The following is a 20800-nucleotide window of genomic DNA, read 5'->3' on the forward strand; positions in this document are numbered from 1 at the left end:
AATTTTGAATACTGATTTCATAAAATACCAGGCACAAACTTCTCCGTATCCCTTGGGTATGGAAGTATCCTATGCCAAAGGCTCTTATATCTACGACACTAACAATAAAAAATACCTGGATTTTGTGGCAGGAGTTTCGGCTTGTACGCTAGGTCACCAACCCGCAAGAGTAAACCAGGCCATCAAAGATCAGCTGGATAAATATTCACATGTAATGGTTTACGGAGAATATTCCCAAAGCCCAGCCGTGGAATATTGCAAACTACTTGCCTCCCTCCTACCGGCACCATTAGACAAGACCTACCTCGTTAACTCAGGAACTGAAGCCATTGAAGGCGCACTAAAGTTAGCTCGACGCGTAACTGGTCGAAGTCAATTGATTTCTTGTCACAATGCTTATCATGGAAATACTATGGGCTCGATGAGTATCATGGGTTTTGAAGAACGAAAACAAATCTTTCGTCCATTGATTCCTGACGTAGATTTCATTACCTTTAATAATGAAGCCGATTTAGAAAAAATCACAACTAAAACCGCTGGAATTGTTTTAGAGACAATTCAAGGTGGAGCTGGATTTATACAACCACATAATGACTTTCTAAAAAAAGTTAGAAAACGCTGTTCTGAAGTTGGAGCCCTTATGATACTAGACGAAATCCAACCGGGTTTTGGACGAACAGGAACACTTTTTGGATTCCAGAATTATGATGTCGTTCCTGATGTTATTGTTATGGGTAAAGGAATGGGAGGCGGAATGCCTGTAGGCGCTTTTACAGCTTCGGCGGCAATGATGGATTTATTGAGCGATAATCCAAAACTGGGACATATTACGACTTTTGGTGGGCATCCTGTCATTGCGTCAGCCTGTTTGGCGACTTTGAAAGAAATTACTGAGACCGATCTAATGGCCCAAACTCTAGAGAAAGAAAAATTATTTAAATCACTTTTGGTACACCCTTTGATACAAGAAATTCGAGGAAAAGGGTTAATGCTAGCAGCTATGACAAGCAGTGCAGCAATAACTAATGAAGTGATTTTAAAATGTCAAGACAAAGGACTTATTTTATTCTGGTTACTATTTGAAGGATGTGCGATAAGAATTACGCCGCCACTTACAATTTCAGAAGATGAAATACGTGAAGGCTGCGCAATAATGCTAGAAGTAATGGATGAAGTACTATTGTCGAATCAAATTGATTAACATAATATAATAGCATATAAATAATAAATTTATTTTTTGTTAATTAAATTGTTCACAACAATTCTGAATTTTCTTCGCAACAAAAGTAAGGATGCCTAATTTTAAATAGGCCAAATTCTAAAAAACAAAGTATGCAATTAAGCAACGAAGAAGAAGACTATAACTTATCTCTTTCAAAATTTGAGTCTATGTTGAAAACCAACAAAGTTCTCTTTTTTGACTCCGAGGAATTTGAAGAAATCATTCTTCATTATCTGGATATGGGTAAGGCCGCACTGGCAAAAAAAGCACTAAAGCTTGCACTGGATCAACACCCAAAATCAACTGGATTGAAGTTGGTTCAAGTAGAAATGCTCGTGTACGATGATAAACTGGAAATAGCTGAGAAATTACTCAATGAGCTATATGCCATCGAACCTACAAATGAAGAAATTTTTATTCAAAAAGCCAATATCTACTCTAAAAGAGACCAACACGAGAAGGCTGTTGAATTTCTAAATACCGCTCTGAAATATACTGATGATTATGCCGATGTGTATAATTTAATTGGGATGGAATATCTATTTATGGATAATCTGGAAATGGCAAAGCAAAGTTTTATCAAGTGTTTAGAAGAAGATCTTGATGATCAATCGGCACTTTATAATGTAGTATATTGTTTCGAATTTTTAGATCAAAATTTAGATGCGATTGCCTATTTGAATAAATACATCGATAAGAATCCCTACAGCGAAATAGCTTGGCATCAAATGGGGCGTTTGTATTATGGAGTTAAAGATTATGAAAACGCCATTCGCGCCTTTGATTATGCTACCTTAATCGATGACGAATTCCTTGGTGCATTCATGGAAAAAGCAAAAGCTTTTGAGCGATTAAAAAAATATGAAGAGGCAATAGAAAGCTACAGCCGTACTATAGAGTTAGACGATGCCACTAGTTATGCTTTGCTTCGAATAGGAAAATGCCATGAAAAACTGGGCAATAAAGTACTAGCCCTAAAATTTTTCGATCAAACAGTTCATGAAGATCCTTTATTAGACAAAGGATGGATTGCGATCACTGATTTTTACATCCGCCAAAAGAACTATCAAAAAGCCTTGTTTTATGTCAATAAGGCCTTAGCAATTGACAACCAGAACCGTTTGTACTGGAAGCGTTTTGCCACTATCAACAAACACATGGACCTATTTGAAGAAGCTGAATTTGGTTTTAGAAAAGCGGTTGAGTTTGGTGATCATGAATTAGACACATGGTTATTTTGGGTGGACATTCTACAGTTCTTAGGTGAGTTTGAAAGCGCTATTCAAACCTTGTTACAAGCATCTGAATATTATCCTGAGGAAAATGAAGTAGAATACCGTTTAGCGGGATTGTACTTTATGATTCAAGACAATACAAAAGCAAAGTTCCATTTGAGTAATGGCTTGCGATTGAACTTTGATAATTATATTATTCTCGAAGATTTATTTCCTGTCGTTTGGATCAAAAAGATGGTACAAAATTACATTGCAAAATATAAAAAATAAAAATGTTAGAGAACGCTAGAAAACGCTTTGGTTTATTGGGTCGAAATATTAGCTATTCTTTTTCGAAAGGCTATTTCATTGATAAATTCAACAATGAGAATTTTGAAGGTTGTACATACGAAAATTTTGATGTTCAAGACATCGCAAAATTTGGAGAAATTATAAAAAACAACTCCGATTTAAAAGGAGTTAATGTTACTATTCCGTATAAGGAAGCTGTACTTCCTTTTTTAAGTAAATTATCAAAAAAAGCAGCTCTTATTGGAGCTGTAAACACCATAAAAGTCACAAAAAAAGGAAAGTTAAAAGGTTATAATACGGATTACTACGGCTTCAAGAAAGCACTAAAACCTTTATTGCAGAAACATCATAAAAACGCACTGATCCTAGGAACTGGAGGCGCTTCAAAGGCCGTTGCTTTTGCTTTGCATGAATTAGGTATTGAATATACATTTGTTTCTAGAGAAGCCAAAGAAATCGCTGTTTCTTATGATCAAATCGATGCGAGTACTTTCGATAATTACCATATTATAATAAATACCTCCCCAGTAGGAACAAGCCCAGATATTGAATCATCACCCGCAATTCCGTACGAATACTTCACCGAAAGACACATCGCTTTTGACCTGATTTACAATCCTGCAGAAACGCAGTTTCTTAAAAAGGCAAAAAAACAAGGTGCCCAAATTAAAAATGGCTATGAAATGCTTGTGTACCAAGCGGAAAAAGCATGGAAGATTTGGAATAAAGAATAAGTAGAACACTAATTACATAATGACAATCCTTTATTAAATAGAATCACCTCGGTAATTCCATTTAATAAAGGATTGTTTTTATATAAAGAGCGACATCCGTGAGGGTGCCGCTTTCAATGTTTTGTCACTGTTTTAATATTCTTATGGATAATCTTGCCTGCCAATGATTGCCATTATTTCTATTTCATCAGCATTAATTTATAAAAAATGGTGTCAACACCACAAACACAATATCTATAACCGTCACGGTAACGAATTGCATTTGGAAATGATTACGGATTTGAAGCGATTTTATCAAAACAATCTTGCATCATAATAAAATACTTATCTGCCTGATTTAAACCAAATTTTGCTATTCCATATTCGTATATTCTTAACAAATCTTCTTTTGCTAATTCATTTAAATGATAGCTATACATTTAATTTCTTTTTGAATTCTGCTAACATTTCTTCTCTTGTTTGTTTTTTAGCAAATCCACTTTTCTCGGCTTTATCTAACTTCATGCGAACAAATTCAACATATTCATCACGTTCTCGTGCTTGCTTAATTAGATAATTAACCGCTTCACTTTTACTAGTAAATTCTTCGTTGGCAACTTGTTGTTTTAACCATTCATCATTTTGATTGGCTAAAGTGATACTTTGTCTTGACATAATTGAAATGTTTAGTGGTGTAAATTTACACCAAAAAGTGCAATTTTCAAAATCCTAAAAACACATATTATAGCTTGAAGACGACCCGATTTTTCAAATTCCACATACAATTCAACATCCATATTTCCCTGATAATCATATTTATAATGCGTTTATTCTCAAATGAAAATCTTTCGTCCTGCTTCGGTGGGACTTTTTCATTTCTATCAATATATTTACTCATCAATGAACCACTAAACGCTAGCCCTGATAGTAGCGGCATCCTTTTTCTCCTTCCTTTAGTTCAGGATACTGAACTAAACTAAGGAGAAAAAGATATAGCGAATAGCAGGAAATTGCTTCAAAAAAAGCAAATCACTAAGCTAAAACGACTATAAATAAGGCAATTATTTTGTATTTTAACATTCCTTTACTATCTTTCGTTTTCGATAAAATAGGAACCTTAAACATTTAAAAAAATGTTAGAAGAAAAGAATGACAACCTGCCAACAGCAGATGGAAATGTACCAAATGATTCAAATGAATCTATTCAACTAGAGAGCGTAATTACAGAAAACGAAGCGACTACCGCAGAAACAGCGGAGGCTACAGCAGAAAATACTGCCGAGACCACTGAAGAAGAAGTGGTTACCGCAGATGTTGAAACTGAGCATGTAAATCAAAAAGCTTTAAATTCAATAGATGATTCTAATGCTGAAGAAAGTGAAGACGAGACTTTAAAAGACCGTCACCACATCCCGATGCAAGATTATGACACATTGTCGATGGAGCAACTTGTAGATGAACTTCTAATTCTGGTTGCAAACGACAAGGTAATGTCAGTAAAAGAGCATGTAGAAGAAATAAAAAAAGCTTTTTTAGCCAAGTACAACCATTTTATCGAAGAGAAAAAAGAGGAATACCACACTGAAAATCCTGATACAACCGAAGATTTTCAATACCATTTCCCTTTAAAAGTAAAATTTGATCAATCCTACTCTACTTACAGAGATAATAAAAATACTCATTTCAAGAGTTTGCAAACTAACTTGAAATCGAATTTAGAAAATCGATTAGCCATTGTTGAAGAATTAAAAGAGCTGATTAATCCGCAGGAAAACATTAAAGACACCTTAAAACATTTTAATGAGTTAAGAGAAAGATGGAAAAATGCAGGTTCGATTCCGAAGGACAAATACAACCACGTATGGAATAATTACCATTTTCATGTGGAGAATTTCTATGATTACTTGCATTTAGATCGTGAAGCGAGAGACTTAGATTTCAAGCACAATCTAGAACAAAAGCAAAAAATTGTTGCGCGAGTTGAAGAGTTAGTGAACGAAGCTGATGTAAATAAAGCTTTTAGAGAATTACAAGATCTCCATAAAATCTGGAAAGAAGATATAGGTCCAGTTTCTAAAGAACATCGCGATGCCATTTGGAATCAATTTAGTGATCTAACAAAAAAAATGCACGACAAGCGTGAGGTTTTATTTGAAAAATTAAGAGGCACTGAACTAGAAAACCTAGAAAAGAAAAAAGAGATTATTGCCGCAATTGAAGTTTTGGCTACTGTAAAAGTAAACAGTCATTCGCAATGGCTTGCTCAAATTGAAAAAGTGGAAGCCTTAAGAGCTGCTTTTTTCGCAGCAGGGAAAGTTCCTTCAGATGTAAATGAAGAAACTTGGGGAGCATTTAAATTAGCCGTTAGAAATTTTAATTCTTTTAAAAACTCTTTCTATAAAGATATTAAAAGAGAACAAAATGAGAATTTAGAGAAGAAAAACGCGCTTGTCGCTAAAGCACAACAATTACAGGAAAGCACTGACTATACTGCTACTACCCCAATCATGAAGAAAATTCAAGAGGAATGGAAACAAATAGGTCATGTCCCAAGAAAATACTCTGATAAAATCTGGAAAGAGTTTAAAGATGCTTGCAACAATTATTTCAATAAATTAAAAGAGCAAAAAGACGAACATAACGCTGAAGAAATAGAAGCTTTTGATAAAAAGAAGTCTTATCTAGAGACCTTGCGTGAATACCAATTGACAGGCGATCATAAAACCGATTTGGATGCTATAAAATTGCATATCGAAACGTGGAAAAACTTTGGAAAAGTCCCTTTTCCAAGAAGACATATTGAAGGGAAATTCAATAAAATCCTGGATGCCTTATTTGATAAATTGAGTTTAAGTAAAAAAGACACTGATCTTTTGCGCTTTACAAATAGAATTGAAGGTTTATCTGAAAATAACGATACTCGAAAGATTGAAAGCGAAAAGATTTTCTTGATGCGTAAGATTGATGAAGTGAATAATGAAATCTTGCAATTAGAAAATAACATTCAGTTTTTTACAAACACTAGAAATGCAAAAAAAGAAAATTCAATCGTATTAGAAGTCAGAAAAAATATTGCTATTCATAAAGAAAGCTTAGACGGCTGGAAAGAAAAACTAAAGCAATTGCGAAACTTGAAAATAGAATAATTTTTTTAATTCGTAATCAAGATACTAAACCTCAAACAGTAAATGTTCGAGGTTTTTTTATAAAATGATTTTAAACTATTTAACCTTCATTAACACTAAATAATTTTAGAAACTCAATGTTAAGCTCTATATTTACCGCATGAATTGGATAAGGAAAACCATATTTATTATGGGGCTTTCATTAGTTTTATTGTTTGCTTTTAATGCAGATAAATCTCTGGGTCATTCCATCGAAATAGAAAAATCAGTTTCCGTTTTTTCGTCTGATAACATCCACACTTCCGCTTTCATTCAGCCGCAGATTAGCAATATATTTGTTGTACTTCAAAAAACTTCCAATTCCTCACTTTTAAAATATCTGGATAGTTTCTTGACTGCAATTCCAGATTTTAAAATTAAAACCCTCTTTAATCGTTTTGCAAATCAAGACATCAATCGATGTGAAATGGTTTCACTACTATTATTTCCCTATCATTCTTTTTGGTAATTTAAAATCTCAAATAATTATACAAGCACAGTTAATACTTAAACTGGTTTGTTATTAGAGGGCCTGTTTTTCGTCCTTTATCGAATTGCTATCTTTTGATAGACAATTCAAATTATCTTGTTATATAAATCACTAAAAAAATAAAAAAAATGGACACATCCGTAATCATAATAGGCATTGTAGTAACATTACTATTCGCTATACCTTTCTACTATTCCGCAAGATCTTCATCAGTTAATAAATCAAAAATCAAATCTATAAAAGATCAATTCAGTCAAAATGGTCATTTCAACTTTGAGGTAACAGAAACTCTAAATAAAAAAGTATTGGCTTTAGACGAAAAAAACAAAGGTTTCCTATTAATGGATTTCAATTCTAAACCAGAAATCGTTTCTTTTGTGAATTTAAATGATATTCTATCCAGTAAATTAGTAGTAACTACTGAAAACAAAACTAATACAACTAATAGAATCGAATTGGAATTTAATTATAAAGAGAATAAAAAAGCAGCAACTGCTTTGTTTTATAAAATTGAGAACGATCAACTTGGACAGATTCGTTTGCATGAAGATCATCAACTAGCAAAAAAATGGAAAGACAAAATTGACAATTGTATTTCCTAATTATAACTAATTAATATTCAATGAAAGAGGCTCAAAAAAGCCTCTTTTTTTTATGTTTTTTTTAATATGATAATTATCATTTTAAATATTTAGCCTTAGTATTACTTTTGATTAATGAAAATTGATATCTCATGAAAAAATCGCTGATTCAAAAATATAATGTTCCTGGTCCACGATACACCAGCTACCCAACAGTTCCTTACTGGAATGAAGCGGACTTTGTATATCAAAACTGGATCGATACTTTTAAAAAATCATTCACCCAAAGCAATTCAGAAGAAGGCATCAGTCTTTATATACATCTACCATTTTGCGAAAGCTTATGTACTTTTTGTGGTTGTAATAAACGCATAACTAAAAACCACACTTTAGAAAGTCCATACATAGAAGCTGTTTTAAAAGAATGGTCTTTATACTGTGAAATCTTAGATAAAAAACCCGCAATCAAAGAAATCCATTTGGGCGGAGGAACACCCACGTTTTTCTCTCCTCAAAACCTAGAGTATTTAATTGACGGTATTTTTTCATTAGCTACGAAGGCAAAAGACTATGAATTTAGCTTTGAAGGACATCCAAACAACACGACGCACGAACATTTACAAAAGTTATATGATTTAGGGTTTAGAAGAGTAAGTTTTGGTGTTCAAGATTATTCTGAAAAAGTACAAAAAGCAATTCACAGGGAACAACCTTTTCACAATGTTGCTAAAGTAACTTTTTGGGCAAAGGAAATAGGCTACACTTCAATAGGTCATGATATTATTTTTGGACTTCCTTTTCAAGAAATTGAAGATGTAATCGATACTATCGAAAAAACAAAATCATTGCAGCCAGATCGCTTGGCTTTTTACAGTTACGCTCATGTGCCTTGGATAAAGGGTAATGGACAACGTGGCTTTAAAGATGAAGACATTCCAAAAGACAATGAAAAGAGAAAGCTGTATCAAACAGGTAAGGAATTGCTTCAGGAAAACGGCTACCATGAAATAGGAATGGACCACTTTGCCTTAAAAACCGATAGCCTATATGAAGCTTATGAGAACGGTAAATTGCACCGTAACTTTATGGGCTACAGTTCGTCAAAAACACAGTTAATGATTGGATTAGGCGTTTCTTCGATAAGTGATAGCTGGTATAGTTTTGCACAAAATGAGAAAAAGATAGAAGATTATTATAAAGTCTTGAAAATAGATAAATTACCTATTTTTAGAGGACACTTGCTAACCGATGAAGACCTTATCATCAGAAAACACATTTTAAATTTAATGTGTGAATTTGGAACTTCCTGGGCAGATACCTCAACTTATTTCAAAGAAATTCCAGAAGTTCTTATCCAACTGAAAGAAATGGAAAAAGATGGACTGCTAGAAATGCATAAAGAGCGTCTACAGGTAACCGAAAGTGGTAAGCCATACATTCGTAATATCTGCATGGCGTTTGACCTGCATTTAAAACGAAAAGCCCCAGATACTGCGCTGTTCTCCATGACAATTTAATATTTTGGCTGCAGCCAAAGATCAAATCATTTGATGAAAATAATAAATACCACAAAGGGTAGCCGTTAAAACGCTACCCTTTTTCGTTGCTAAAATTAAGACTTGATTCTATGTGAATTATTGTCACAGATAAAATGCAACAATGGTAAACAGCGATTAAATATCTAATTACAATGTGGAGTTCCCTGAATAAACAAACTGGTATTTGAAGGAGAAACATAAGGAATTCCCAATCCCAATCCTCTCAAAATAAATAAGACTCCAATTAAAACAGCAACATAGGGAATCACTTTTTGAATTTTGTTTCGAATCGAAAGAGTCAAATACGAATTGATGTAGATCACACTACTCATCATGGGCACAGTCCCTAATCCGAATAAGACCATGTATAAGACTCCAAAACCAGCATTTTGCATGGCTATTGCTCCAAATAAGGCAACATAAACCATACCACAGGGCAAAAATCCATTTAATAAACCTATGGTGAATAGCGACTTATAACTTTTGTTTCTAAATTGACTTCCTAAGGTTGCTTTCATTTTTGAAATTAAAACGAAAACAGGTTTTGAGAAGTTGTATTTTGCGAAAGTTTTCTCGGGAATCAAAATAACAGCAATCATTGCGACACCTATGAATATCGATAAATTTTGCTGGATTCCTGCCATAAAAAAACCTTTGCCTACTAAACCGAAAATGAGTCCGATTGTTCCATAAGCAGTCAATCGACCAATGTGATAAGTAAAAATCTGAGTCACTTTTTTAGTCGGATTATTTCTATCGACAGGCAACATCATAGCAATAGGTCCACACATTCCTATGCAATGAAAACTACTGATTAGACCGAAAAAAAAGGCTGTATATAACATTTGACTCAAATGTTTGAAAGTCGAATATCAGAACTACTGAAATTCTAACTTCATGACTAATTAATGTAAATTGTTTCCTTTGTTAAGTACTCCTTGCCGTCGTATTGCCATTCCATATTAATGTCCCATCGACCGCCTACCAAATTTGATTTAGGTATGAGCAAAGATGGATTAGATAACGAAATTGACGTTTCAAAATCTAATTTTTTGTTAGACGGTCTATAAAGGGACACTTTTCCTTTAATCTTATTTGGAATAAAAACAGCTGGAAAAACGATCGTTATTCCGGCCGCAGTTTCTGTAATTACAGGTTTCTCAGCTAAATCTTCCGCGTTTTGTACCCGTTTCATCTCTTTCCCAAAAACAGCATCTTTCTTGTAATATTCTTCGACAACCAATTCATTATCATATTTTGAATTTGATTGTACCTTAATAACAAAATATAATATAAAACTGATGAATAATGCGATAGCAATTGCAATTCCTGTTCCCCAATTTATTTTCATAATACAAAGCCAACTAACCCATAAAAGGTAATTCTCGATGGCAGATGAGAATGTTTATTATTAATTATTCTATAGGTAATTTATACCCTAACTCAGATAAAGTCATACCAAACCAACCTTTTTATTCGAAATTTCTAGGGCTTAAAAAATTAGTTGAACTAGTTACCACTTTCCTATCGCCTTCGTAAACTTCAATTTTCAGTGTTGTTTTATCACTTTCTAATAAAACTTCATTAATTTCTACAAACAAAGTTCCGTTACTCATTCCTTGTTTTGGCACTTTTATAGACTGGTTTCCTACCAATTTTAACGTTCCTTTAATTCCTGCTAATTTGAAATGAACGTCTTTAAAATCATTATTAGTTTTATTAATGATTTTATAAGTATAGATATTGCTGATATTGTCTCCTTTGTGCTGAAACAATTGTCCCGGCAGTCTTAAAATGGTCGCTTCAACATCATTGCGTAAAAACAACAAACCAATTAATATACCGACTAAAATAGCCAACATAGCAGTATATCCTTTCATTCTAGCCGTGAATTTAAACGGCGCTTTTTTCTCTATTTCGTCTTCAGATGCATAGCGAATTAATCCCTTTGGCAATCCTACACTCTCCATTATTACATCACATTCATCAATACAAGCTGTGCAGTTGACACATTCTAATTGCGTCCCGTTGCGAATGTCAATTCCCGTAGGACAAACATTGACACATTGTTTACAATCGATACAATCCCCTTTTCCAGCAAGTTCTCTGTCCTCATTTTTCTTGAATTTTGCACGGCCTACTTCTTTTTCACCACGTACAAAATCATAAGCTACGTTTATTGATTTATTGTCTAAAAGAACACCTTGCAATCTTCCGTAGGGACAGGCGATAATACAAACTTGTTCTCTAAACCAAACAAAGACGAAATAGAATACTCCCGTAAAAATAGATAAGGCTATTAATGTACTTAAATGACTAGAAGGTCCTTCTTCAATCATTCTTATCAACTCATCGCTACTAATCACATAAGCCAGGAAGACATTAGCAATAAGGAAAGAAATTATTAAAAAGATAGTCCATTTGAATGCCTTCTTTTTTATTTTTTCGCTATTCCATTCCTGTTTTTCTAATCTAATTTGAGCACCTCTATCTCCTTCAATCCAAAATTCGATTCTTCGAAAAACCATTTCTAAAAATATGGTTTGCGGACAAATCCAACCACAAAAAATTCTTCCAAAGATGACCGTAAATAAGATGACAAAAACGATACCTACAATCATAAAGAGCACGAATAAATAAATATCCTGCGGCCAAAAAGGAAATCCAAAAATATTAAATCGCCTTTCCAGAATGTTGAACATCATGAACTGATTGCCATTCACCTTTATAAAAGGATTGGCAATCAAAATAATCAATAAAAAATAACTAACCCATTTTCTATATTCCCAAAATTTACCCGAAGGTCTTTTGGGAAATATAAATTTTCTATTGCCTTCATCATCGATGGTACCAATGGTATCTCTAAAAGCTTCATCTGGTAACTTTGACATTATTTCTGTTTTTTACTGGTCTAATTATTCACCTATAGTAACGTCTACTATTGTGCAACCTCTTCAACCCATACTTCTCCTTCAGCAGCTTTTGCGTCTGCAGGATTACTACCCTTCAAAGATAATATGTAACTTGCTATTTTCTGAATTTCTTTTGGTTTCAAAGTTCCTTTCCACGCAATCATTCCTTTACCATCACGTCCTCCATTAGTTATGGTGTGAAATATTTCTTTTACTCCGCCACCTAATATCCAATTTTCATCGGTTAAGTTAGGACCTATTTGACCTCCACCATCAGCTCTATGACAAGCAGCACAATTAGTCGTATAAAGTGTTCCTCCTTCTGCTATTTCAGCAGGATCTGTTAGCACGCTTACCGTTTTCTCATCCATTAAATCTGGAGCCGTTTTCATATACTCTGCCACATCAATTTTGGCTTGAGCCAACTCTTTTTTAAGTTCCATTTCTTGATTATCACCGTCCATGATTTCAAATCGAACTAAATAAATTGCCGAAAAAAGTATACAACCATAGAATAAATAAACCCACCATGGCGGTAAATTATTATCTAATTCCTTGATACCGTCATAGTCATGATTCAGTAACAAACCTGCCTCATTTTCAATTGGCTCAGTTCTGGTTAGCTTTTTCATCAGTTTTTGATACCATTCTCTATCCTGAATACTTGCGTTAGCAACTTCATCTACTTTTACTTTCTCCTCAGCGGTAAGCATCTGATAAGTAATATTATTAATTGCAGTTACCGTAATTTCGATCGCTATTAATAGAAATAAGAATACGAACATAAATACCGAAACCATCGGGTATTTTACAAATGCTGGGGTATCTCCTGAGTCGATAAAATATTCCATGACACCAAGAATGATGAAGAAAATTACCGGTACTCTGAAATATGCTGGATTTAATTTTTTCATTGTAATTATTTTGAAATTATACTATTAATTATCGTCCAAGGGCATTTGACTCAGTTCATCAATTTTATCCTTTTTATAGGATACCACCCATAAACCCAATCCCACAAAGAAGAAAAAGAAAATTAACAAAGACAGTATCGGATAGATTTCAACTCCGGCGATCGTCTCCATGTTGTGTTTTATTTGTTCAAACATGACGTTTAGTTTTTAGTATTATCTTTTACTTTAATATCTGTTCCAAGTCTTTGTATGTATGCAATTAAAGCAACAATTTCTCTTTGACGCATCGGAACAAATTCTTCTCCTCTTGCGGCCGCCTTCTTCTTACTGTTTTCATAGCTTTTCACAAAGTCAGGGTCTGCATGAAGGTTATCTTCAATTTGTTGCGATTGTTCGTTAATCGAATTCTTAGCGTTTGCAACTTCAGCATCAGTATAAGGAACACCTAATTGTTGCATCACTTTCATCTTTCCTTCAATATCTGAAATATCTAAAGCACTATTGTCAAACAACCATTTGTATCCTGGCATGATAGAACCTGCCGAAGTACTTTGTGGATTCCACATGTGGTTAAAATGCCAATTGTCGTTATACTTTCCACCTACTCTTAATAAATCTGGACCAGTACGTTTTGATCCCCAAAGGAATGGATGATCGTATACAAATTCACCAGCTTTTGACTGTGGTCCATAACGTTCCACCTCACTTCTAAACGGACGTACCATCTGAGAGTGACAACCCACACAACCTTCACGGATGTATAAATCACGTCCTTCTAATTCTAATGGAGAATACGGTTTTACACTTGATATGGTTGGAATATTAGATTTCACCATTATAGTAGGAACAATTTGGATAATCCCTCCTATTAAGATTGCCACTGTTGCCAGTATTGTTAACTGAATCGGTTTTCTTTCTAACCAAGGGTGGAATTTCTCTCCTTTAATTCGCCCGCTGCTAATTTTTTGTAATTCTGGAGCCTCAGCTAATTCATCTTCGATTTTTGCATTTGCTCTAACTGTTTTTATAATATTATAAGTCAAAACAAACATTCCGATAATATACAATGTACCTCCGATAGCTCGCATCCAATACATTGGCATAATCTGCGTCACCGTTTCAAGAAAGTTACCATAAGTTAATGTACCGTCAGGGTTGAACTGTTTCCACATAGAAGCTTGTAAGAAACCAGCAACATACATTGGAATCGTATAAAGTACAATCCCAAGGGTTCCAATCCAAAAGTGAAAGTTTGCCAATTTCATAGAAAACAAAGGCCCTTTTGTCATTCTTGGTATCAACCAATAAATCATACCAAAAGCCATAAATCCATTCCACGCTAGTGCACCTACGTGAACGTGTGCAACGATCCAATCTGTAAAATGCGCAATTGCATTTACATTTTTAAGAGACAACATTGGACCTTCAAAAGTTACCATTCCGTAACCGGTAATTGCAACTACGAAGAATTTCAATACAGGATCTACACGCACTTTATCCCAAGCACCACGTAAGGTTAATAAACCATTGATCATTCCTCCCCAAGAAGGTGCCAATAGCATTATTGAAAACACTACACCTAAATTTTGTGCCCAGTTAGGTAAAGCAGAATATAATAAATGGTGTGGTCCTGCCCAGATGTATAAAAATATTAGGGACCAAAAGTGAACAATCGACAATCGATAAGAATATACTGGACGATTTGCAGCTTTAGGAACAAAGTAATACATCAATCCTAAAAACGGTGTCGTCAAGAAAAAAGCTACGGCATTATGACCGTACCACCATTGCACTAAAGCGTCTTGAACTCCAGCATAAACGGAGTAACTTTTCATTGCTGAAACTGGAATCGACAAACTATTGAAGATATGCAATACCGCTACCGTCACGAAAGTGGCTAAATAAAACCAAATAGCAACATATAAATGACGTTCTCTTCTTTTTAAAATCGTACCGATCATATTGATACCAAAAACAACCCAAATCAATGTAAGAACAATATCAATAGGCCATTCTAATTCAGCATATTCTTTTGAAGATGTATATCCCAACGGTAAAGTAATCGCTGCCGCAACAATTATTAATTGCCATCCCCAGAAATTTAAGTTACTCAAAAAGTCACTGTACATTCTCGCCTTCAGTAAGCGCTGTAAAGAGTAATAAATCCCGGCAAACATTGCGTTTCCAACGAAAGCAAAAATAACGGCATTAGTATGTAAAGGCCTTAATCGACCAAAACTCAACCACGAAACACCATCTGTTAGGTTTGGGAATAAAAATAAAGTTGCTAATAATAAGCCGACGGTCATTCCCACTATTCCAAAAACAATGGTAGCGTAAATGAACTTCTTTACAATTTTGTTGTCATAATAAAACTGCTGCATTTCCATAATTAATTCTGTTTTTCTTCTGTTGTTTGTATTTCCTTTTTGGAGGCAATCTTGAGTTCATCGTCGAATAACATTCGGACTGATGGAGTATAATCATCGTCATATTGACCACTTCTTACTGCAACTAGAAATGCAATAAAAAAAGCTATAGCAACAACTATACTGATCGAGATTAATAAATAAATGACACTCATACCTATAATTTGTGTTTGCAAAGTTAAATTCCTCTTTCTATATATAATATGACAATTGTCATACTTCCTTCGATCTTGTTAATATTTATATAAAATTATCTTAATTTTTTAGCGTAATAATTACTCATAATAGTTACAAAACTGACTACTGTTATAGTGCTTAAAGGCATAATTATAGCTGCAACTAAGGGTAATAAATGCCCTGTAATCGCAAAAGACAAACCTATAACATTGTAGAGCAATGAGAGTCCAAAACTCATCTTAATGGTCTTCATCGCTTTTTTAGACAACTTCAAAAAGTAATGTAGTTTTTGAAATTCATTTGCTTCTAAAATCGCATCACAAGCCGGTGAGAATACATTAACATTCTCAGAAATCGAAATTCCTACGTCGCTTTGCGCCAATGCTCCTGCGTCATTCAAGCCATCACCTACCATCATTACATTCCTTCCCTGCTCCTGCAATTGCTTAATAAAGTCAAGCTTTTGTTCTGGTTTTTGGTCGAAAATCAATTCGGTTCCCTGAGGCAGTAAAGCTTCTAAAGAAAGTTTTTCACCCTCATTATCACCAGACAAAACTTTTATTTGATAATTTCCCTTTAAACTTTTAAAGAGCTCTTCTAGCCCTTCTCGATACTGGTTATTGAAAATATACTTACCGTAATATTCCTTATTTACAGTAATATGAACTGCTGTTTGCAGCACCGTATTCTCATCTATACTTCCTGCAAAGGCAGCTGATCCAATTAAAATCTCCAGTCCATCAATTTTAGCCCGAATCCCTTTTCCAGTAATTTCCTCAAAATCTGTAATAACAACACTTTTAACTTCGGGAAGAGAATCATACAACATCCTGCTTAATGGATGATTAGAACCGCGAAGTACCGTTTTAATATTGATCAAATTCTCATTTGATAAAGTCCTACCTTCATAAGAAATTTTTGCTTTTTTATTAGTGGTAATGGTTCCTGTTTTGTCAAAAACAATAGTATCCACCTTTGCTAATTGCTCAATAACCAGTGCATTTTTAAGATAGAATTTCTGCTTTCCTAAAATTCGCAGCACATTTCCCATCGTAAACGGAGCGGTCAATGCTAAAGCACAAGGACAAGCCACAATCAAAATAGCGGTAAAAACATTAAAAGCAGTATTCGTATTTATAAAAATCCAATATCCAAATGACACAAAAGCAATCAACAATAAAGCAGGGGTGAAATACCTACTTATTGTATCGGTTGCACTTTTATACTTTTGTGAAACTCTTTTTTGAAAAACATCATTACTCCATAGTTGCGTAAGATAACTCTGAGAAACAGAGTACAACACTTCCATTTCAACAACTTTACCAATTTGTTTTCCGCCCGCAAATACCTTATCCCCTGATTTTTTAGTAATGGGAACCGCTTCACCGGTTACAAAACTATAATCAATTGACGCTTTCTCACTAATTAATATCCCGTCTACAGGAATTAATTCCTGATTTCTAATTAGCAATCGATCTCCCTTTTGAATATCATAAACTGGGACACTTTCTTCAGAAGCATTGCTATTTATTCGGGTGATGGCAATTGGAAAATAAGATTTAAAATCTCTTTCGAAACTTAAAAAGCTATAGGTCTTAATTTGAAACATTTTACCTAACAGCATAAAGAAAACTAGGCCGGTCAAGCTATCAAAAAAACCGGAACCATAATCAAATATGATATCAGTAGCACTTCTCACAAACATCACGATAATTCCCAAAGCAATAGGAATGTCGATATTTAGCATATTAGACTTAATGCTTTTATAAGCCGAAACATAATAATCAGAAGCTGAATATAAAAACGCAGGTAGGGATAATGCAAAAATCAACCAACGAAAAAAGGGTTTATAAGTGTCCAGCCAATATTCATTTACCTCAAAATATTCGGGAAAGGAAAGCAACATAATGTTACCAAAACAAAAGAAAGCCACTCCTAATTTATAGGTCAAACTTCTGTCGATATTTTTTTTACCGGTTTCATAATTTTCTAAACTAATGTATGGCTCGTAGCCAATGGAACTTAGTAGATAAACAATTTCACTCAGCGAAACAGCTTCAGGATTGTACGTAATTCTGACTTTCTTTTCTGGAAAATTAACCTGCGAGTAACTTATCCCTTTTTGAAGGCGCTGTAAATTTTCTAAAATCCAGATACAAGAGCTACAATGAATGTGCGGTATGCTAAGGGAAACAATCGCAGTAGCCTCTTCTTGAAATTCCAATAACTTTGAAACGATACTTTCGTTTTCTAAAAAATCATATTTACCACTTATGTCAAGTGGTGTTGCTCCAGGGGATTTTTCGAAATCATAATAGCAAGTCAAATCATTGACACTAAAAATTTCGTACACCGTTTTACATCCGTTGCAACAAAAATTTTTATCGTCAAAAATAATTTCTTCCGCTTTAATAACGTCTAACCCACAATGGAAACAATTTTGTGTGTCCATAATTTTGCTCATTTTACCTGATGCAAAATTCCTAAAAGAATGTTAAGTATAATATGATATATGTCATATAAATGTGTAATTTTGTCTATTAAATAAGTCCATCATGTCAAAATGCGAACAATGTATTGTAAGAGAATTCAGCTCATTGAAAGCTCTAAACAAAGATGAACTAGTAAAGCTTTCTGGTTGTAAGACATCACGCATTATCAAAAAAGGTGAAGTAATTTTTGAAGAAGGAGAAAATGTAAATGGAATTTTTTGCATTAAAGACGGAGTTTGTAAACTTACAAAACTGAGTCCAAACGGAAAAGACCATATTGTCAAACTAGTTTCGAAAGGAGAATTACTAGGCCAACGCTCAATGATTAGCGATGAACCAGTTAATTTAAGTGCTGTTGCACTTGAAGATATGGAAGTGTGTTTTATTCCAAAAACCGAAGTCATGGGATTCTTTGATAAAAACAATCAGTTTTCAATGAATGTGATGAAAACGATATGTGGCGACTTAAAAGAAGCCGATGTTCATGCTGTAAATATGGCACAAAGAACCGTAAAAGAACGATTAGCAGAAACACTACTTCACTTGCACAATACCTACGGGAAAAACGAAGATGATTCCCTAAAAATTCAACTTTCAAGAGATGAATTGGCGAGTTTAGTAGGAACAGCAACCGAAAGCTGTATCCGTTTACTATCTGATTTTAATAAATTAGGACTTATAAAATTAGTAGGCAAAAAGATTACAATTACTGACATCTGTAAATTAAAAAAAATTGCCGAAAATTAATTAACTGTCACTATTCTTTTTATTCATGAATAAGTAATAGACAGGAATTCCTAATGCTACAATTCCTAAACCCAGACCGGTATTTAAGGTATCATGTACTAGTAAAATGATACAAATTGCTGTCGTAACCATTATATACAAAGCAGGAACAATAGGATATCCAAAAGCTCTGTAAGGTCTTTCTGCATTGGGTTCTCTTTTCCTTAAAATAAATACACCCATAATAGTCAGTATGTAAAATAGCAAAGAGGCGAAAGTAGCATACGTTAACAAATCGCCAAATTTACCCGACACGCAAAGCACACAAGCCCAAGCACATTGTACCCATAATGCTTTTGCTGGAACTTGGTTTCTATTTAAAATCTTAGCTTCTTTAAAGAAAAGTCCGTCCTTGGCCATAGCATAAAATAATCGCCCACCAGAAAGGATCAAACCGCTATTACAGCCAAAAGTAGAAACCATAATTAAGGCAGCCATAATAAATACACTACTGTTTCCCATAATCATTCCTGCCGCAGCAGCTCCTACTCGATCATTACTTGCAAACATGATTCCGTTGCCAGATATACCAGCAGCATCAGGAGTTCCATGCATTGGCAATAATGCCAAATAAGCCAAGTTTGCCAGGATATAAATAATAGTAACAATCAGCGTTCCTAGAAATAAACTTCTAGGTATATTCTTTTTTGGTTCCTTTATTTCACCTGCAATAAAAGTGACATTATTCCAGGCATCACTTGAAAACAAAGAGTTTATAATCGTTGCACCAGCAGCGCCCAGAAGTGCCATACCTGTCAACTCAGTTACTGTAATTGAACCGTCAGTATTTAAAACAGTCCTACTTGCGTCCCACATATTGGCAAAATTATTGGACAATACATCATTGTTAAATCCAACATACAAACCAAATACTATCAGTATAAAAAGGGCTAATATTTTAACAGCTGTTAAAATTAATTGAATCAACTTCCCGCTTTTTATTCCCTTTGTATTGATGAAAGTAAGTAAAACAATACTCGCTATAGCTAATAATTTGCTAGTAGGAAAAACAAAACTGTCTCCCAAAGTGAAAAGTGTATTGTCTAAAACCGGAAAAAATATGGCAGAATAATTAGCAAAAGTCACCGCAATTGCAGCAATAACTCCGGTTTGAATCACGGTAAAAACGGTCCATCCATATAAAAATGATACTAATCTACCGTACGCACGCTGTATGTAAACAAATTGACCACCAGCTTTTGGCATCATCCCGGCTAATTCACCATAACTTAATGCCGCTGCAACAGTAATCAAACCAGTCACTAACCAGATAATTAGTAACCAAGCTGCCGAACCAATATCGCGAGCCATCGCGGCGGTAACAATAAAAATACCTGAACCAATCATCGAACCAGCCACTAAACTTGTAGCATCAACTAATCCTAAAGAACGCTTTAACTCCGTTTTATTTTCCGACATATGTATTTTCAATTGACTTTTAAAAATAATGATATTATAAATGCTTCGCTTCTTCCCGAAATTGGAATATTTGAAAATTAAAATTTTCCTATTCCTGCTTTTTGGCTAGAAGCTTCGCTTCTTCCCAAATTGAAATATTTAAAAATTAAAATTTTACTATTAATGTTTTTTGGCTAGAAGCTTCGCTTCTTCCCAAAATTGGAATATTTGAAAATTAAAATTTTCCTATTCCTGTTTTTTGGCTAGAAGCTTCGCTTCTTCCCAAAATTGGAATATTTGAAAATTAAAATTTTCCTATTCCTGTTTTTTGGCTAGAAGCTTCGCTTCTTCCCAAAATTGGAATATTTGAAAATTAAAATTTTCCTATTCCTGTTTTTTGGCTAGAAGCTTCGCTTCTTCCCAAAATTGGAATATTTGAAAATTAAAATTTTCCTATT

Annotated in this window: 19 protein-coding genes; 8 read left to right on the forward strand and 11 right to left on the reverse strand. The window is 34.1% G+C overall.

Going from position 1 to position 20800, the window contains the following annotated elements; genetic code table 11:
- Positions 1–4: 4 nt before the first annotated feature.
- From E0F98_RS13715 to E0F98_RS13725, 3 genes are all read left to right on the forward strand, one after another.
- Positions 5–1201 carry an aspartate aminotransferase family protein gene (locus E0F98_RS13715; RefSeq protein ID WP_132112427.1) on the forward strand — a complete coding sequence of 399 codons (1197 nt, stop codon included), beginning with the start codon at positions 5–7 and terminating at the stop codon, positions 1199–1201.
- A 131-nt stretch (positions 1202–1332) separates the two neighbouring features.
- Positions 1333–2727, forward strand: a complete 1395-nt coding sequence (locus tag E0F98_RS13720; protein ID WP_132112429.1) for a tetratricopeptide repeat protein — start codon at positions 1333–1335, stop codon at positions 2725–2727.
- 2 nt (positions 2728–2729) lie between these two features.
- Positions 2730–3482 (forward strand): shikimate dehydrogenase family protein, encoded by a 753-nt coding sequence (locus E0F98_RS13725; protein ID WP_132112431.1) that lies wholly within the window; start codon positions 2730–2732, stop codon positions 3480–3482.
- 272 nt (positions 3483–3754) lie between these two features.
- Here E0F98_RS13725 and E0F98_RS16220 read toward each other — a convergent pair whose 3' ends face one another.
- Together E0F98_RS16220 and E0F98_RS13735 are read right to left on the reverse strand one after the other, a co-directional pair.
- On the reverse strand, positions 3755–3901 hold the full coding sequence (locus tag E0F98_RS16220) for a type II toxin-antitoxin system RelE/ParE family toxin (protein ID WP_243699250.1): 147 nt from the start codon (positions 3899–3901) through the stop codon (positions 3755–3757).
- The gene (locus E0F98_RS13735) at positions 3894–4136 is read right to left on the reverse strand and encodes a ribbon-helix-helix domain-containing protein (protein ID WP_132112433.1); all 243 of its coding nucleotides are present in this window, start codon (positions 4134–4136) and stop codon (positions 3894–3896) included. The genes E0F98_RS16220 and E0F98_RS13735 overlap by 8 nt, the downstream gene beginning before the upstream one ends.
- A 458-nt stretch (positions 4137–4594) precedes the next feature.
- Here E0F98_RS13735 and E0F98_RS13740 point away from each other — a divergent pair, with 458 nt between their 5' ends.
- From E0F98_RS13740 to hemN, 4 genes are all read left to right on the forward strand, one after another.
- Positions 4595–6607: a DUF349 domain-containing protein gene (locus E0F98_RS13740; RefSeq protein WP_132112435.1), complete on the forward strand. Its 2013-nt coding sequence runs from the start codon at positions 4595–4597 to the stop codon at positions 6605–6607.
- A gap of 139 nt (positions 6608–6746) precedes the next feature.
- Complete coding sequence (locus E0F98_RS13745) at positions 6747–7094, forward strand: hypothetical protein (RefSeq protein ID WP_132112437.1); 348 nt, start codon at positions 6747–6749, stop codon at positions 7092–7094.
- 149 nt (positions 7095–7243) lie between these two features.
- Positions 7244–7717: a hypothetical protein gene (locus E0F98_RS13750; protein WP_132112439.1), complete on the forward strand. Its 474-nt coding sequence runs from the start codon at positions 7244–7246 to the stop codon at positions 7715–7717.
- Positions 7718–7848: 131 nt separating this feature from the next.
- On the forward strand, positions 7849–9213 hold the full coding sequence (hemN, locus tag E0F98_RS13755; protein WP_132112441.1) for an oxygen-independent coproporphyrinogen III oxidase: 1365 nt from the start codon (positions 7849–7851) through the stop codon (positions 9211–9213).
- 164 nt (positions 9214–9377) lie between these two features.
- Here the strand turns inward: hemN and E0F98_RS13760 are convergent, their stop codons facing one another.
- The 8 genes from E0F98_RS13760 to E0F98_RS13795 all read right to left on the reverse strand — a co-directional run bounded on the left by E0F98_RS13760 (position 9378) and on the right by E0F98_RS13795 (position 18118).
- Entirely contained in the window at positions 9378–10079 is a 702-nt protein-coding gene (locus tag E0F98_RS13760) for a sulfite exporter TauE/SafE family protein (RefSeq protein WP_132112443.1), read from the reverse strand.
- A 56-nt stretch (positions 10080–10135) separates the two neighbouring features.
- Positions 10136–10585 carry a FixH family protein gene (locus E0F98_RS13765; RefSeq protein WP_132112445.1) on the reverse strand — a complete coding sequence of 150 codons (450 nt, stop codon included), beginning with the start codon at positions 10583–10585 and terminating at the stop codon, positions 10136–10138.
- Positions 10586–10706: 121 nt separating this feature from the next.
- On the reverse strand, positions 10707–12125 hold the full coding sequence (gene ccoG, locus E0F98_RS13770) for a cytochrome c oxidase accessory protein CcoG (RefSeq protein WP_132112447.1): 1419 nt from the start codon (positions 12123–12125) through the stop codon (positions 10707–10709).
- 47 nt (positions 12126–12172) lie between these two features.
- A complete protein-coding gene (locus tag E0F98_RS13775; protein ID WP_132112449.1) occupies positions 12173–13060 on the reverse strand; it encodes a cbb3-type cytochrome c oxidase N-terminal domain-containing protein in 888 nt (295 codons plus the stop codon).
- Between the two features lie 24 nt (positions 13061–13084).
- Entirely contained in the window at positions 13085–13255 is a 171-nt protein-coding gene (locus E0F98_RS13780; protein WP_132112451.1) for a CcoQ/FixQ family Cbb3-type cytochrome c oxidase assembly chaperone, read from the reverse strand.
- A 5-nt stretch (positions 13256–13260) separates the two neighbouring features.
- Positions 13261–15450, reverse strand: a complete 2190-nt coding sequence (ccoN, locus tag E0F98_RS13785; protein WP_132112453.1) for a cytochrome-c oxidase, cbb3-type subunit I — start codon at positions 15448–15450, stop codon at positions 13261–13263.
- Positions 15451–15452: 2 nt separating this feature from the next.
- Complete coding sequence (ccoS, locus tag E0F98_RS13790) at positions 15453–15644, reverse strand: cbb3-type cytochrome oxidase assembly protein CcoS (protein WP_132112455.1); 192 nt, start codon at positions 15642–15644, stop codon at positions 15453–15455.
- 95 nt (positions 15645–15739) lie between these two features.
- Positions 15740–18118, reverse strand: a complete 2379-nt coding sequence (locus E0F98_RS13795) for a heavy metal translocating P-type ATPase (protein WP_132112457.1) — start codon at positions 18116–18118, stop codon at positions 15740–15742.
- Between the two features lie 103 nt (positions 18119–18221).
- On the opposite strand from E0F98_RS13795, the gene E0F98_RS13800 reads away from it, so the two are divergent.
- Positions 18222–18905: a Crp/Fnr family transcriptional regulator gene (locus E0F98_RS13800; RefSeq protein WP_132112459.1), complete on the forward strand. Its 684-nt coding sequence runs from the start codon at positions 18222–18224 to the stop codon at positions 18903–18905.
- Here E0F98_RS13800 and E0F98_RS13805 read toward each other — a convergent pair whose 3' ends face one another.
- A complete protein-coding gene (locus tag E0F98_RS13805; protein ID WP_132112461.1) occupies positions 18906–20363 on the reverse strand; it encodes an APC family permease in 1458 nt (485 codons plus the stop codon).
- Positions 20364–20800 lie beyond the last annotated feature (437 nt).

The sequence above is a fragment of the Flavobacterium hiemivividum genome, from assembly GCF_004349145.1.
Lineage (GTDB): Bacteria > Bacteroidota > Bacteroidia > Flavobacteriales > Flavobacteriaceae > Flavobacterium > Flavobacterium hiemivividum.

Excerpts from the sequence above, each read along its gene's own strand:
- ccoS (WP_132112455.1), bottom strand. The coding sequence starts at position 15,644 with ATGAGTGTCATTTATTTATTAATCTCGATCAGTATAGTTGTTGCTATA.
- ccoN (WP_132112453.1), bottom strand. The coding sequence starts at position 15,450 with ATGGAAATGCAGCAGTTTTATTATGACAACAAAATTGTAAAGAAGTTC.
- E0F98_RS13800 (WP_132112459.1), top strand. The coding sequence starts at position 18,222 with ATGTCAAAATGCGAACAATGTATTGTAAGAGAATTCAGCTCATTGAAA.
- E0F98_RS13745 (WP_132112437.1), top strand. The coding sequence starts at position 6,747 with ATGAATTGGATAAGGAAAACCATATTTATTATGGGGCTTTCATTAGTT.
- E0F98_RS13805 (WP_132112461.1), bottom strand. The coding sequence starts at position 20,363 with ATGTCGGAAAATAAAACGGAGTTAAAGCGTTCTTTAGGATTAGTTGAT.
- hemN (WP_132112441.1), top strand. The coding sequence starts at position 7,849 with ATGAAAAAATCGCTGATTCAAAAATATAATGTTCCTGGTCCACGATAC.
- E0F98_RS13750 (WP_132112439.1), top strand. The coding sequence starts at position 7,244 with ATGGACACATCCGTAATCATAATAGGCATTGTAGTAACATTACTATTC.
- E0F98_RS13735 (WP_132112433.1), bottom strand. The coding sequence starts at position 4,136 with ATGTCAAGACAAAGTATCACTTTAGCCAATCAAAATGATGAATGGTTA.
- E0F98_RS13765 (WP_132112445.1), bottom strand. The coding sequence starts at position 10,585 with ATGAAAATAAATTGGGGAACAGGAATTGCAATTGCTATCGCATTATTC.
- E0F98_RS13780 (WP_132112451.1), bottom strand. The coding sequence starts at position 13,255 with ATGTTTGAACAAATAAAACACAACATGGAGACGATCGCCGGAGTTGAA.
- ccoG (WP_132112447.1), bottom strand. The coding sequence starts at position 12,125 with ATGTCAAAGTTACCAGATGAAGCTTTTAGAGATACCATTGGTACCATC.
- E0F98_RS16220 (WP_243699250.1), bottom strand. The coding sequence starts at position 3,901 with ATGTATAGCTATCATTTAAATGAATTAGCAAAAGAAGATTTGTTAAGA.
- E0F98_RS13760 (WP_132112443.1), bottom strand. The coding sequence starts at position 10,079 with ATGTTATATACAGCCTTTTTTTTCGGTCTAATCAGTAGTTTTCATTGC.
- E0F98_RS13795 (WP_132112457.1), bottom strand. The coding sequence starts at position 18,118 with ATGGACACACAAAATTGTTTCCATTGTGGGTTAGACGTTATTAAAGCG.
- E0F98_RS13740 (WP_132112435.1), top strand. The coding sequence starts at position 4,595 with ATGTTAGAAGAAAAGAATGACAACCTGCCAACAGCAGATGGAAATGTA.
- E0F98_RS13775 (WP_132112449.1), bottom strand. The coding sequence starts at position 13,060 with ATGAAAAAATTAAATCCAGCATATTTCAGAGTACCGGTAATTTTCTTC.
- E0F98_RS13725 (WP_132112431.1), top strand. The coding sequence starts at position 2,730 with ATGTTAGAGAACGCTAGAAAACGCTTTGGTTTATTGGGTCGAAATATT.
- E0F98_RS13720 (WP_132112429.1), top strand. The coding sequence starts at position 1,333 with ATGCAATTAAGCAACGAAGAAGAAGACTATAACTTATCTCTTTCAAAA.